This is a genomic window from Moraxella boevrei DSM 14165 (assembly GCF_000379845.1).
Classification (GTDB): Bacteria; Pseudomonadota; Gammaproteobacteria; order Pseudomonadales; family Moraxellaceae; genus Faucicola; species Faucicola boevrei.
In genome coordinates, this window is sequence record NZ_KB903776.1 from 46,690 (window position 1) to 61,453 (window position 14,764).

The following is a 14,764-nucleotide window of genomic DNA, read 5'->3' on the forward strand; positions in this document are numbered from 1 at the left end:
CACTTTTTGTAAAAATATTAAATAGTTGTTAAAAAATATTAAAGACTAATACTGGCGTTGCCAAAGCCAATCTGCCAAATTAACTAAATAACTAGTGTCGCCAAATTCGTCAATCACGGCATTTTTGGCGGTGTTAAACAGACTTTGGGCGTAATCTTTGGCATTGTCCACGCCTAGCAGTTTGACATAAGTTGATTTGTCTAGTTTTTCATCGCTATGAACCTGTTTGCCAAGCTGTTCGGTGTTGCCAACCACGTCCAAAATATCGTCTTGCACTTGAAATGCTAGACCGATATTTTTGGCAAAAATTTGTAAAGCTGATAATTGTTTATCATTGGCATTGGCACAGATACCACCCATGAGTACCGATGCTTCTATTAACGCCCCTGTTTTGTCTTGATGAATGGCTTCAAGCTCGTTTTGGCTTAGGTTTTGATTTTCGCCATTTAAATCAAGCATTTGCCCCATAATCATGCGTCTAGCTCGTGGGGTAAATATCTTTGACAAATGATTACCAAGCTCACAATTTTGGCTAAAAATTGGATCGCAAAAGGCTTCAAATGCCAAATTTTGTAAAACATCGCCTGCCAACAGAGCCGTGGCTTCGCCAAATTTGATGTGGGTGGTGGGTTTGCCACGGCGTAAGTCGTCATCGTCCATACACGGCAAATCATCATGTATAAGCGAATAACCGTGCAACAGCTCAACGGCAAGCATGGATAGACGCACTTCGGCTTGATTTTGAATGGGTAAAATCTGATTGGCGGTTTGTTGTATCACTGTGTGGTAGCTACTGGCAACGAGTAGCGGACGCACACGCTTGCCCCCATTGGTCATAGCGTACAAAGTAGCACTGTGAAGTGGTTCGGGCAGGCGTTTTTCGCTGATAAAGTTGACAATATCTGCTTCATGTTGGGCAATAACGGCTTGGGAAAATTCGGTAAAAGTGGGTTTCATGGCTTTTTATCTAAATAAAAAATAAATAAAAACCGTTCCCAAAATTGAGAACGGTTTTTCAGATTTGGGTTAAGGTTATTGTAACCGATTAATCCAAAAAGTTAAAGCTATCAAAGTCAAGCGACATGGTTTCGCTTGAGGTTAGCATACTTTCTGAAATACCAGACGCACGTGGCAACAGTTTTTCAAAATAAAACTCAGCGGTTTTGATTTTGGCTTTATAAAACGCTTCGGTTTCTTTGCCATCACCATTTTTAAGTTTATTATAAGCGACTGCCGCCATTCTTGCCCAGTGATAGGCCATCATGACATAGCCTGAATACATTAAGTAATCATCGGATGCAGCTGAAATAATATCACGGTCTTTACGAGCGGTGAGCATGATACGAGCAGTTAGGGTATTCCATTCCGCACAGTATTTGGTCAAGGCCCAGACGTATTTACGCATTTCTTTGTCAAGGGCATACTCACTACACCAACGCATGATATTGGCAGTGTAATCTAATACCACTTTGCCTTTGGATTGTAGTAGCACTTTACGACCCAACAAATCCAAGGCTTGTACGCCTGTTGTGCCTTCATACAGCGTCCCAATACGGGCATCACGGGCGATCTGTTCCATGCCCCACTCTTTAATATAGCCATGTCCACCAAAAATTTGAATGGCGTGCTTGGTACTTTCAAGGCTTAATTCGGTCAAGAACCCTTTTAGCACAGGGGTATAAAACCCGAGTTTTTCATCCCATTTTTCTGCCTCTTCGTGGTTACCTGCATGTATCGCTTCAGTCATTTTGTCTGCATAACGCCCTGCATGATAAATCATGGAGCGACCACCTTCGCTAAAGGCTTTTTGGGTTAACAGCATACGAGCAACATCTGCATGATGAATAATCGCATCAGCGACTTGATTTGGCTCTTTTTTGCCTGATAACGCACGCATAGAACGGCGTTCTTTGGCATAAGGCAAACTATTTTGGAATGCCAATTCCATATGTGCCAAACCTTGAATACCTGTACCGATACGGGCGGTGTTCATAAAGGTAAACATGGCTTTTAAGCCTTTGTGTGGTTCACCAATCAGGAAGCCTTTGGCATTGTCAAAATTTAACACAGCAGTAGCCGATGCTTTGATACCCATTTTATGTTCAATAGAACCACAAGTTACCGTGTTTCGCTCACCCACTGAACCGTCATCGTTTACCAAAAATTTTGGCACGATAAACAGCGAAATGCCTTTTGTACCTTCAGGGGCATTGGGTAATTTTGCTAGCACAATATGAATAATATTTTCGGTCAAATCATGCTCACCTGCCGAAATAAAGATTTTTGTGCCTGTCAAGGCATAACTGCCGTCATCGTTTGGTACAGCACGAGTCTTGACCTGACCCAAATCCGTACCACATTGCGGTTCAGTCAAGCACATCGTACCTGACCAACTACCTTCCACCAACTTTGGCATATACTTATCTTTTTGGGCTTGTGAGCCGTATTGTAAAATCGTGTTCATACAACCAAGCGACAAACCAGGATACATCTGAAACGACCAGTTAGCCGTAGAAATCATCTCGGTTTTAATTAAATTTAGCGACGCAGGCATATTCAATCCGCCAAATTCTTCAGGATAACCCATACCCTGATAGCCTGTTTCCACAAACATATCATAGGCTTCTTTAAAGCCCTTTGGTGTGGTAACAACCCCATTGTCAAAATGACAGCCTTCCGCATCGCCAGATTGATACAATGGCATGAGTACATTTGATGAAAAATCTGCCACACTCTCTAGCATCATATCCACGGTTTCAGGATCAGCGTTTTCACCTGATTTTAACGTTTTGTAATGCTCTGGGTAGTTAAAAACTTCATTGATTAAAAAACGAATATCACGAAGCGGGGCTTTATAAGTTAATGCCATAAGAATATCCTTGTATCGTATAGTTTGGCGAAAATTTAAATTTAATTTAAAAGGTTAATTCTTCCTAGCTAGTATAAACAAATCTTCTTAAAAGCACAGCAAAAAAACACAAGTTATAACTTTTTTTCATATAAAAATAAATATTTTATTAATAAAAGTTATTGATTAACCATGATAAAATTTTGGCAAAAATATGTTAAAATGCCAACTTTTACAATCAATCACTACCCAAATTTCTCAACCAAAACCCTAGATTAAACAAAGACAGTTAGCTTATGTTACTTGAACAAATTCCGATTTTTAAAATATTTTTGGCACTTGTGGTGTTGGTTAATCCATCATCGTCATTGGCGTTATTTTTGGATATCACCAAAGGCGGTACACGTGAACAAGTGCGTAAAGTGGCACTAATTGCTTCGTTAACGGTATTTATTTCTATTGCAATTTTTACCATTGCAGGGCAAGCAATTTTGCAAATGTTAGGGATTTCGCTTGGCTCGTTTCGTGTGGCAGGCGGTTTGTTGGTGTTGTTAATTGCCATTGGTATGATGAACGGTGCGGGCAATATCGCTAAACCCAACGTAGATAATGCTGACGACGTGCAAGGTTTGGCATTTCAAGGCACGAAAATGGCGGTCGTACCGTTGTCTATTCCGATGATTATTGGGCCAGGTGGGATTTCTACTGTGATTATTTATGCAGCAAGTGGTAATGGTTGGGGGAACAAGATTGCATTGCTCGTAGCGGGTTTTATCATCAGTGTGATTTTGTACGGCACCTTTATGGCGGCAGGTCGTGTCAGTAAATTTTTGGGTGAAACGGGTTTAAACGTGCTAAACCGTGTCATGGGTATGCTTTTGGCTGCTGTTGCGGTAGAAATTATCGTGGCAGGCTTGCGTTCGTTATTTCCACAGTTAGCATAGTGTTGGTATAGGCAAGGGTTTTGCTTGATTTTTGCAAAAAAAGCCTTATTATAAAAGATACTTTTTGACAAAAAATTTTATTTTACCAGTTATTTTTAGCATTTAATTTTAAAAAATAGTAAGAGAGTAAGTATGCAACATTCTAGCCATAAAGCCAATGATGAAACCAACGATACAGCAAGCGATGCGCCGTACGCACCGCAAGAAACTTTATTGGAATTTGTCCAAGAGACAAATGGCAAAATGGTGTTACGTCCAGTACACGCTGATGTTAAAGATAAACCATTGTTGAGTATTGAGTTTTCCCAAGAAATCCAAGATATGCTCGGTGGCGATATTCATTTTATCGGGCAAAGCATGGTACAAGCGGCAATGCAAAGTTTTATGCAAAAACAAATGGCACAATATCATGCCCATGTCTATGACGAAGAGCCAGAGCGTTTGAGTTAAATACGTTCAAATTTAAATTTCTAAATAACTTTACAATACCATCAACAAAGAGCCTACCATGCCTATTTCAACCGCCAATTTTTACACTGTCAATCATTCTAATCATGCTGTCAAAACCGTTGGGATTTTAGGCGGTGGGCAATTAGGTATGATGCTAGCCGAATCCGCCTTAGCCCTTGGTATTCGCTGTGTGTTTTTGGAAGATGCCCCAAATTGTCCTGCACGCCTTTTGGGTAAAGTTTACAGTACCGAACAACTGGGCGATTTTGCTGACAGTTCGGATATTTTTAGTTTGGAGTTTGAAAATACACCGTTAAGTTCTGCTAAATTTTTAGAAGAAAAAACAGGGCTGTTTCCGCCGTCAAAGGCATTATTTATCGCTCAAGACCGTTTAAATGAGAAAAATTTATTTAATGAATTAAATATCAAAACTACTCCATTTTTGGCGGTCAATTCATTGGATGAGCTACAAACCGCTTGCGATAAATTAGGCTTACCTTTGGTACTAAAAACCAGTCGTGGTGGTTATGACGGTAAAGGACAATTTGTCATTAAAACTGACAATGATGTTGGTGTCGCTTGGCAAGAATTGGGCGACGCTACTAAAATTGCACCTTTAATTGCTGAAGGTTTTATTCACTTTAGCCGAGAAGTGTCTATCATTGCCGTGCGTTCGCAAGCTGGTGAAATTCGCTATTATCCTTTGGTAGAAAACGAGCATTTTAACGGCATTTTGGCAAAAACCACCGCCCCTGCCCCAAATGTAGAAAATCTCACCGCCCAAGCCCAAGAAAATATCAAAAAATTGTTAGAACATCTTAACTATGTTGGCGTTTTGACCTTAGAATTATTTGTAACCGATGACGGCTTAATTGCCAACGAAATCGCCCCACGGGTGCATAATTCTGGGCATTGGAGCATTGAAGGGGCAGTGTGCAGTCAGTTTGAAAATCATATGCGCGCGGTAGCAGGCTTACCGCTTGGCGATACGAGCGTTGTCAAACCGTCTGTGATGTTAAACGTGATTGGGCAATATCCGAGTATTAGCGAAATTTTGGCAATTGACGGCGTGCATTATCACGGCTATGACAAACAAGAACGAATGGGTCGCAAAATTGGGCATATTACTATCATGCCAGCTGACAGCCAAACGCTAGATGAGACAGTCGATAAGGTAGTAGCGTTATTGCCAAATACATTGGGATTGGATAGATAAAATGGTTATAAACTGTATCAAAATTATCAATGGTGGGTTTTGTTATCGCTTAACCCATTCTATAGTTTTAATACAAAAATCTATTTAAACGACTTTAAAATCAATCACTACTTTTCTATCAAATCCAATTTCCAACAAACTTGCAGTAATCCGAGCGGTTAGCCCCCACACCATTTCATTATCAATCAAAAAAGCCGAAGTTGTTAAGTTAAATTTATCATATTGTTTGTTAAAACTTACCAAATCTTGGCTTAATAACGTCTGCAAATCCGCCCAAAATAACCGCTCAATCTCGCTTGGTTGTGGTTTCAAAACCACATTAGGCGGTATCACACCAACCACAGGCAACACAGGCATGCCTTTTTGGGTGTGATGTAGCGGTAATTCACCCAAAATCATCACATCACTCGGTAAAATGCCTGTTTCTTCCCACGTTTCTCGCAAGGCGGTGGCGTGATTGTCCACATCGTTCGGCTCACGTTTGCCCCCTGCAAACGATACTTCACCTGCATGATTGTTAAGCTCAGATGAACGCAATGTATAGATAATTTTTGGATTAATTTCATTGGTAATCGCCAGCAATACCGCATATTGGTGTGAAATTGGTGAGATAGGACAGCTTGCCAAACGCTCGGCGAGTTGCTCGAGTAGAGGGCTTTGTAATATGGATTGGGTCATTTTTTTTCCAAAATTTCTAAGATTTTTGCTTAATCTTGCCAAAAATATGATACCATGATAGATTATCGATACATCATTTTAACCAAATTTAGTAGGAATTGTCATGCCTTTTTGTTTGCAATGTGGTACAAAAGCCGAGTATGCGATACCGCAAGGCGACAGCCGTGAGCGGATTGTTTGCCCAAGTTGTGGTTATATTCATTACCAAAATCCCAAAGTTATCAACGGTTGTTTGCTCATTCATGACGAAAAAGTGCTACTATGTCGCCGTGCGATTGAACCACGCTATGGGTTTTGGACGTTACCAGCGGGATTTATGGAACTTGGCGAAACCATGCAAGACGGTGCAAATCGTGAATGTTGGGAAGAAGCCCATGCCGTTGGCGAAAATTTACAGCTTTATTGTCTATACGATTTGCCTGCGTTGGGTGATATTCATGCGTTTTTTCTTGGTGATTTGCAACAGGGAAAATTTGGGGTGGGTGAAGAGAGTTTGGAATGTCAATTATTTGCTGAACATGAAATTCCCTATGATGAACTTGCATTTGACACGGTGATACAGACCTTACGCCATTATTTTGCGGACAAAAGAAATGGTGCAACATGGGGTAAATTTCCATTACACCTTGGCACGATTGACAAAAAACCTGTTATTCCAAGAACGTGAAATGTTTAAAAATAGTTTTTTGAACAAGACAATCTAAATAAACACCCAACAAAACCAAATCTATTGGGTGTTTAATATTGAATAATTGGGAATTTATTGGTTGTTTAGCCCATATTTACCCAAACGAGTTTATGCATACAGCACTTCAATAATTTCGTATTCCACTTCACCGCTTGGGGTCTGGATTTTGGCTTCATCGCCTTCAGATTTACCAATCAAACCACGAGCAATCGGCGAATTGATTGAAATTTTGTTGGCTTTAAAATCGGCTTCATCTTCACCGACAATCGTGTAGCGTTTTTGCTCTTCGGTATCCAAATTTTCAATCACAACTGTAACGCCAAATACCACACGTCCGTCTTGAGGCAGTTTGCTGATGTCAATGATTTCCGCACCGCCAAGTTTGGCTTCAATATCACGAATACGGGCTTCGGATAAGCCTTGCTGTTCACGAGCGGCGTGATATTCGGCATTTTCTTTTAAATCGCCGTGTTCACGGGCTTCGGCAATCGCTTGGGTAATGCGTGGGCGTTCTACAGTTTTTAGGTGCTTTAGCTCTTCTTCTAGGGCCTGATGTCCTTGTGGGGTCATAGGGTAACGTTGCATATTTACTCCATTTTTATTGCAAATATTTCTTTTACATAAAAAAAACCAAGCTAGATAACATATGTTACCTAGCGTGGTGTATCTGATAAATTTTGCCAATATTTTAAGTATTTTTTACCAAATTGCAAGTGTTTTTGTGTTACGCAAGGTAAAAAATCATAGAAATCACCCAAAAGGTTAGATATTGCGTGTCTAAACTTTTGGGGTGCGTTTCATTTTTGAGCGGTTTTTTTGATTAACAGCCAGTCATCATTAAATCTTGCAAGAGATACACTTCAAATGGCAGGTCGGTTTCGTACGCATCACAAACCGCTTTTGCACCATTTAAGGTGGAAGCATTAAAGATTTTTTGTTGCAAAGCCTCACGGCGAATCGAGAAAGAATCAATATGAGCCTGTCTGCCCTCAGTCGTGTTAATGATTAAATGGATTTGATGGTTTTTAATCATATCCACAATGTGGGGACGACCTTCGGTCACCTTGTTGACACGCTCACACGCCACACCAGCGTCCGTAAGCACGTCATGCGTACCGCCTGTGGCAACGATGTTAAAGCCAAAGCCTGCCAGACGTTTTGCCACGTCCACCACCCCTGCTTTATCGCTATCACGCACCGAGATAAAGACGGTTTTGGTCTCGCCGTCCTGTGGCAAGCCTGTCAATCTGTCGCCTGCCCCAAGCGTTGCCTTATAATATGCCTCACCAAAGGTCTGACCCACGCCCATGACCTCGCCTGTGGATTTCATCTCAGGGCCTAAAATGGGGTCTACGCCTTGGAATTTGGCAAAGGGGAACACCGCTTCTTTGACTGAGAAGTGTTTTGGTACAATCTCGCTGACAAAGTTTTGCTCCGCCAACGTCTGTCCTGCCATACAGCGAGCGGCGACTTTTGCCAAAGACGTGCCGATACATTTTGAGACAAATGGTACGGTTCGGGAAGCTCTTGGGTTTACTTCTAGAATATAAATCTCATCGCCTTTGACGGCAAATTGTACGTTCATAAGACCGACCACGCCAAGCTCTTTTGCCATGGCGATGGTTTGTCTTCTCATCTCGTCTTGAATGTCTTGCCCTAGCGAATAAGGCGGAATGGAACATGCCGAGTCGCCTGAGTGAACACCTGCTTGCTCAATATGTTGCATGATACCGCCAATCACCACGTCTTTGCCGTCCGATACGCAGTCCACGTCCACTTCAATGGCATCGTCCAAGAAACGGTCAAGCAGGACAGGAGCTTCGTTAGACGCTTGCACCGCCTCACGCAGGTAGCGTTTTAGTTCGTCTTCATTATAGACAATCTCCATGGCACGACCGCCAAGCACATAGGACGGACGCACAACCAACGGATAGCCGACTTTTACCGCCTCACGAATGCCTTCTTCTGATGATTTGACAATGCTGTTATTGGGTTGTCTTAGGTTTAGCTTGTTAATCATCTGCTGGAAACGCTCACGGTCTTCGGCACGGTCAATCGCATCAGGGCTTGTCCCGATGATAGGCACGCCTGCTTCTTCTAGGCTACGGGCTAGTTTAAGTGGCGTTTGACCGCCATATTGCACAATCACGCCCTTAGGATTTTCGGTGCGGACGATTTCTAGCACGTCTTCTAGGGTAATCGGCTCAAAATACAAACGGTCTGACGTGTCGTAGTCGGTTGAGACGGTCTCTGGGTTGCAGTTTACCATAATGGTCTCGTAGCCATCTTCACGCATGGCAAGGGCGGCATGAACACAGCAGTAGTCAAACTCAATGCCTTGTCCGATACGGTTTGGGCCTCCGCCGATGACCATAATTTTGTCTTTGTTGGTTGGGCGTGCCTCGCACTCATCATCATAGCTTGAATACATATAGGCAGTATTGGACGCAAATTCTCCAGCACAAGTGTCCACTCGTTTATAAATCGGATATACGCCCAAATTCCAACGCTGTTTACGGAATTGTTTTTGGCTAATACCCATAAGATTGGCAATGCGTAAATCACTCATGCCTTTACGTTTAAAGGTGCGGATATTCTCGGCGGTCAAATCGCCAAAGCCTAGCGTTTTAATCTTGCTTTCGGTCTTAACAATATCTTCAATTTGCACCAAGAACCAACGGTCAATCTTGGTTAATTCAAACACTTCATCAAGGCTAAATCCATGACGAAACGCTTCGGCAAGATAAAAAATGCGTTCAGGCGTGGGAATGCTTAGGCGGTTTTTAATTTCAGAAACAATGGCATTTGCCGATTTGTTTTCTAGATTCATCACTTCATCAAAGCCTGTCGCCCCTGTTTCAAGCCCACGCAATGCCTTTTGCATGGATTCTTGGAAATTGCGACCGATTGCCATGACCTCCCCCACCGATTTCATTTGCGTGGTTAGCACAGGCTCGGCTTGTGGGAATTTTTCAAAGTTAAAGCGTGGGATTTTGGTAACGACATAGTCAATGGACGGCTCAAAAGATGCAGGGGTAACACCGCCTGTGATGTCATTTTTTAGCTCATCAAGCGTGTAGCCGACCGCCAATTTGGCAGCGATTTTGGCAATCGGAAAGCCTGTTGCCTTAGACGCCAACGCTGACGAACGACTCACACGGGGGTTCATCTCAATGACGACCATGCGACCGTCTTTGGGATTGATACCAAACTGCACGTTTGAGCCACCTGTCTCCACGCCAATCTCACGCAAAACCGCGATAGACGCGTTACGCATGAGCTGATATTCTTTGTCGGTCAAGGTTTGAGCAGGGGCAACGGTGATTGAGTCGCCTGTATGCACGCCCATGGGGTCAAAGTTCTCAATAGAGCAGACGATGATACAGTTGTCGTTTTTGTCTCGCACGACTTCCATTTCATACTCTTTCCAGCCGATAAGACTTTCGTCAATCAGTAGCTGATGAGTGGGCGACAAGTCAAAACCACGCTGACAAATTTCCAAAAACTCTTCTTTATTATAGGCAATGCCACCGCCCGAACCACCCATGGTAAAAGACGGACGGATAATCACAGGAAAACCAAAACGGGACTGGATTTCTAGGGCCTCATCCATGGTCTCGGCAATGTCGGCTTTGGGGCATTCAAGACCGATTTTTTTCATCGCCTTGTCAAATAGGTTGCGGTCTTCGGCTTTTTCAATGGCTTCTTTGGTTGCCCCAATCAGCTCACAGCCGTACTGTTTTAGCACGCCGTTTGCGTCCAGTGCCAACGCACAGTTGAGTGCCGTCTGTCCGCCCATGGTCGGTAGTACCGCATCAGGGCGTTCTTTTTCAATGATTTTGGCAACGGTTTGCCAAGTAATTGGCTCAATGTAGGTCGCATCCGCCATTGACGGGTCGGTCATAATTGTCGCTGGGTTGGAATTGACCAAAATCACACGGTAGCCTTCTTCACGCAAGGCTTTGCACGCTTGGGCACCAGAATAGTCAAATTCACAGGCTTGTCCAATCACAATCGGACCTGCCCCAATGATTAAAATGGATTTTATGTCGGTACGCTTTGGCATAGGGGTCTCTCTCTTTTTACTGTTTACTTCTTAATTTAGGTTAAGGGCGATAGTTGGCGTAACTTGGTTAGCCAAGAGTGAAAATGCTTGCATTCATTTTCTATTTTTTGCAATCCAATCGCACTTGCCAATAAAGGGGCGTGGCGAGTTTTATGATATTTTGGTTTTAAAATACTTTCCAGTCTTTTTGATGGTGCAGTTTGTGGACTATTATTAATATGTTCTGGCGATTCAAACTCATTAACCGCTTGTTGCAATAATGCAATACATTTAGTCCAATCACTTTCAACTGCCACAAATCTATTAACATCAGAAAAGAATAAGGCTTCTAATTCGTGTGGTTGAATATGGGGAATAAATTTATCAGACCGACAACCAAATTTTGTTATCACTTCTTTATGTAAAGCATTTTCTAAAACCAAGATTTTTTCATAAATATCACTTTTTTGCATTGCTAATTCACAATCAGGAAAATCCGTTTTTAATTTATAAAAATCCAAAAAAGTTGTGACAATACAATCTTTTTGTTTAATAACCTTTTGAATTTCTGATAACAATCTTTGAAAACTAACATCACCACCTTTTTGGGTTTTGGAAGTTTGCACAATAATAGGAATAAGATAAATTTGCAAATTCAAAAGCTCTGGTGCAATCACATTTTTAATCACACCTTCTTCGCTTTGACCTTCTACCAATGCATAAATTATTGTCATTATGGTCTTCCCCCTAATAAATTGGTTTCCCATAATTCGCCTAATGAATAATCTTCTAGCCAATCCGCCAGTTTTTCATTATCCAATCTTTCAAAACTAGAAACGCCGTCTTTTTGATTAACCACAATCACATCATTAGGCTCAAAATAATTCACCAAAGTAACTGATTGTGTTGAAATAATCACTTGCTTTTTTTCTGCCACTTGTTTAATCACATCTGCCAAAATCGCAATGGCATAAGGGTGTAAACCAAGTTCAGGTTCGTCAATCAAAATGGTATCAGGCAATAATTCCAAAGGCTGTAACAATAACACCATTAAGCAAGTAAAACGCAAACTACCGTCTGATAATAAATGGGCTTTTAATGGTGTATCAGGTTGTCCTTTTTGAAACCATTCTAATTCTACCAACTCTACATTTTTGCGAATAACAAACTCATCAAAAAATGGCAATACCAAACGAATGGTATTAACAATTCTTTGATATTCATTGGGATATTTATCATTAAGCATATATAAATAAGCAGATAAATTTTCCCCATCGGCTTTTAATACTAAATTATCATTGATTGCAGATTGGCGTTTTACTTTTGCGGTATCGCTGGTATCGTGAAAATGGTAAATTTTCCAACTTTGTATTGCATTTTTTGCGGACAATTCAAATATATGTTCAGATTTTGAGAGTTCTGATTCAAAATGTCCTTGATGAACTATCATTTTTGCCAAAAAGTTTGCATATTCACTATCAAATACCATTCTATTATCATTGGTTGCTGATAAATCTATAGTATAGTAACCAAATAAACTATCTTTAAAAATTTCATCATACTCATAAAAATTTTCAAATTCCTTTATGGTAATTGGAAAAGAAACGGTAATTGAAATTTTTTCTGTATTCTCACGCCCAAAATGCAAAAAACTATCTACACCACCTTGTTTTTTTACATATAATTGTAAATTTTGATGATAAATATTATTAAGCAAACGAAAAATACCAATAAAATTACTTTTACCAGCCCCATTTGCCCCAATTAAAACATTTAAATTGGTTAATTCAAAATTTTCTAGGGATTTAATAGATTTAAAACCTTTAACGGTTAATTTATCTAATTTTGCCATTGCCAATATCCATTAAAATACAAAATACCATTCTTTTTACTCATTTCTATCATCATTAGGCATATTATCCCAATAATCATTATCCAGTTTTTTGATACTTAGTGTTTGCTCCACTTGCACACCCAAACCATAATGATACATATATTCAGCCAACTTTTGTCCATCTATTAACACAATTTTTGCGTGAGCTAAATTTTGTACAGCACCAATGGCATTTTTAGAAAATTTTGCAGTTGTAATAAAAACACCTTTATTACAATTTGCTTGCAGTATCGCCCCTGTAAAGGCTTGAATATCTGGTTGGCTAATCGTGTCAGTTAATTGATAGCGTTTTGCCTGAATAAGAATTTTATCAAATCCTAAAATATCTTCTTTAATAACACCATCAATGCCATTATCCCTAGAATATTGAGTAATGGTTGCCGAATTTTCAATCGCTCCACCATAACCCATTCTTTGCAATAATTCTACCACCAATTTTTCAAACGCCATTGGCGTTTTACTTAAAATGGTATCCAAAATTTCGTCATAAATATTTTGACGAATGGTTTTATACGATGAATAAAGTTGCTCTTGTGGTGTGTTTTGTGTATTAGAAAAATCAGCAATTATCTCATTATCATTTTCTTTTGATGATAGATTTTCGGCTTGGCGTTCTGCCATTTTTTGTTTAATATATTGGTTGATTTCCGCATTTGATTTATTTAAAAAAGTTTTACCAAAATCGTTAATAACATAAATGCCCCGTTTTGGTCTTGATAACAAATCAGTTAAAGCAAAATAACTCAATGCCCAAGAAATACGATCAACAAAAATAGAACCATTACCCGATTGATATTCTTGGTTGATTTCTTCATCAGTTAAATTAAAATGCTTTGCCAATGGCTGAACCAAATCAGCCTTTCGCCACTCATTACCATCACTTAACAAATCCAAAATCGGCTTTCTTAAATCATCAAAATGCGGAATTGCCATAAATCATCCTTTCGCCTTTTCTATTTCCGCCACAAATCTATCAAACAAAGGCGAGCAATCGTGCGGACCAGGGCTTGCTTCGGGGTGTCCTTGAAAACTAAATGCCACTCTATCGGTACGCTCAATGCCTTGATTGGTGCCGTCAAACAGCGAGCGGTGTGTCGCACGCAAGGTGCTTGGCAAAGTCGCCTCGTCCACACAAAAGCCGTGGTTTTGGGAGGTAATCATCACCGTGCCATTGTCCAAATCTTGTACAGGGTGGTTGGCACCGTGATGACCGTGTCCCATTTTGATGGTCTTAGCACCGCTAGCGAGTGCCAAAAGCTGATGACCCAAACAAATACCAAACACAGGGATTTTACTGGTTTCAATAATGGTGCGAATGCTGTCAATGGCATAATCACACGCAGACGGATCGCCAGGTCCGTTGGATAAGAAAATGCCGTCTGGATTCATGTCTAGTACGTCTTTGGCAGGGGTTTGGGCAGGGACGACCGTCAAGCGACAGCCCCTATCGGCAAGCATACGCAAAATGTTGGTTTTTACGCCATAATCATAGGCAACAACGTGGTATTTCAGCTCAGGCTCGGTAAAGCCCACGCCCAGCTCCCATGAGCCTTGTGTCCATGTAAAGCCATCTTTATCACAGCATTCTTTTGCCAAATCAAGTCCGTTCATGTCAGGGGCGTTTTTGGCAAGTTCCAATGCTCTTTCTAAGGCGCGCTCCACGTCATCGCCCGCAACGATTGCTCCGTTTTGAGCCCCTTTTTCACGCAGAATACGGGTCAGTTTACGAGTGTCAATATCGCCAATCGCCACGACATTATGCTTGATAAGGTATTCAGACAGCGACATCTGGCTTCTAAAATTACTATGAAGCAGTGGCAAATCACGAATAATCAGACCGCTTGCCCATACTTTATGAATGCGTCCAGACTCAGTGTCTTCTTCGTTACAGCCTGTGTTGCCGATGTGCGGATAGGTCAGCGTAACCATTTGTTTGGCGTAGCTTGGGTCGGTGAGAATCTCTTGGTAGCCTGTCATGGCGGTGTTAAAGACGACTTCACC

The 14,764-nt window shown here is 41.1% G+C and carries 13 protein-coding genes; 4 read left to right on the forward strand and 9 right to left on the reverse strand.

Going from position 1 to position 14,764, the window contains the following annotated elements; translation table 11 throughout:
• Positions 1-45: 45 nt before the first annotated feature.
• Both A3G3_RS0104105 and A3G3_RS0104110 read right to left on the reverse strand, forming a co-directional pair.
• Positions 46-957 (reverse strand): polyprenyl synthetase family protein, encoded by a 912-nt coding sequence (locus A3G3_RS0104105; protein ID WP_019519275.1) that lies wholly within the window; start codon positions 955-957, stop codon positions 46-48.
• Between the two features lie 88 nt (positions 958-1,045).
• A complete protein-coding gene (locus A3G3_RS0104110) occupies positions 1,046-2,869 on the reverse strand; it encodes an acyl-CoA dehydrogenase C-terminal domain-containing protein (RefSeq protein WP_019519276.1) in 1,824 nt (607 codons plus the stop codon).
• Positions 2,870-3,144: 275 nt separating this feature from the next.
• Here A3G3_RS0104110 and A3G3_RS0104115 point away from each other — a divergent pair, with 275 nt between their 5' ends.
• The 3 genes from A3G3_RS0104115 (at position 3,145) to A3G3_RS0104125 (ending at position 5,458) form a co-directional block, all read left to right on the forward strand.
• Positions 3,145-3,792 carry a MarC family protein gene (locus A3G3_RS0104115; protein WP_019519277.1) on the forward strand — a complete coding sequence of 216 codons (648 nt, stop codon included), beginning with the start codon at positions 3,145-3,147 and terminating at the stop codon, positions 3,790-3,792.
• Between the two features lie 132 nt (positions 3,793-3,924).
• A complete protein-coding gene (locus A3G3_RS0104120) occupies positions 3,925-4,242 on the forward strand; it encodes a hypothetical protein (RefSeq protein ID WP_019519278.1) in 318 nt (105 codons plus the stop codon).
• 58 nt (positions 4,243-4,300) lie between these two features.
• Positions 4,301-5,458, forward strand: coding sequence for a 5-(carboxyamino)imidazole ribonucleotide synthase (locus A3G3_RS0104125; RefSeq protein WP_019519279.1), 1,158 nt, complete (start codon positions 4,301-4,303; stop codon positions 5,456-5,458).
• 84 nt (positions 5,459-5,542) lie between these two features.
• On the opposite strand, the gene A3G3_RS0104130 is transcribed toward A3G3_RS0104125, so the two are convergent.
• Positions 5,543-6,136, reverse strand: coding sequence for an NUDIX hydrolase (locus A3G3_RS0104130; protein WP_019519280.1), 594 nt, complete (start codon positions 6,134-6,136; stop codon positions 5,543-5,545).
• A gap of 103 nt (positions 6,137-6,239) precedes the next feature.
• On the opposite strand from A3G3_RS0104130, the gene A3G3_RS0104135 reads away from it, so the two are divergent.
• The gene (locus tag A3G3_RS0104135; RefSeq protein WP_019519281.1) at positions 6,240-6,803 is read left to right on the forward strand and encodes an NUDIX hydrolase; all 564 of its coding nucleotides are present in this window, start codon (positions 6,240-6,242) and stop codon (positions 6,801-6,803) included.
• A gap of 129 nt (positions 6,804-6,932) precedes the next feature.
• On the opposite strand, the gene greA is transcribed toward A3G3_RS0104135, so the two are convergent.
• The 6 genes from greA to carA form a co-directional block, all read right to left on the reverse strand.
• Positions 6,933-7,409, reverse strand: a complete 477-nt coding sequence (greA, locus tag A3G3_RS0104140; RefSeq protein WP_019519282.1) for a transcription elongation factor GreA — start codon at positions 7,407-7,409, stop codon at positions 6,933-6,935.
• A 235-nt stretch (positions 7,410-7,644) separates the two neighbouring features.
• Positions 7,645-10,890, reverse strand: a complete 3,246-nt coding sequence (gene carB / locus A3G3_RS0104150; RefSeq protein WP_019519284.1) for a carbamoyl-phosphate synthase large subunit — start codon at positions 10,888-10,890, stop codon at positions 7,645-7,647.
• A 35-nt stretch (positions 10,891-10,925) separates the two neighbouring features.
• Complete coding sequence (locus A3G3_RS0104155) at positions 10,926-11,603, reverse strand: DUF4276 family protein (RefSeq protein ID WP_019519285.1); 678 nt, start codon at positions 11,601-11,603, stop codon at positions 10,926-10,928.
• Positions 11,603-12,721 (reverse strand): AAA family ATPase, encoded by a 1,119-nt coding sequence (locus tag A3G3_RS0104160; RefSeq protein ID WP_019519286.1) that lies wholly within the window; start codon positions 12,719-12,721, stop codon positions 11,603-11,605. The genes A3G3_RS0104155 and A3G3_RS0104160 overlap by 1 nt, the downstream gene beginning before the upstream one ends.
• Before the next feature lie 36 nt (positions 12,722-12,757).
• Entirely contained in the window at positions 12,758-13,696 is a 939-nt protein-coding gene (locus A3G3_RS0104165; RefSeq protein WP_019519287.1) for a restriction endonuclease, read from the reverse strand.
• A gap of 3 nt (positions 13,697-13,699) precedes the next feature.
• Positions 13,700-14,764 (reverse strand): glutamine-hydrolyzing carbamoyl-phosphate synthase small subunit (carA, locus tag A3G3_RS0104170; RefSeq protein WP_019519288.1); only part of this gene is annotated, 1,065 nt, incomplete at its 5' end.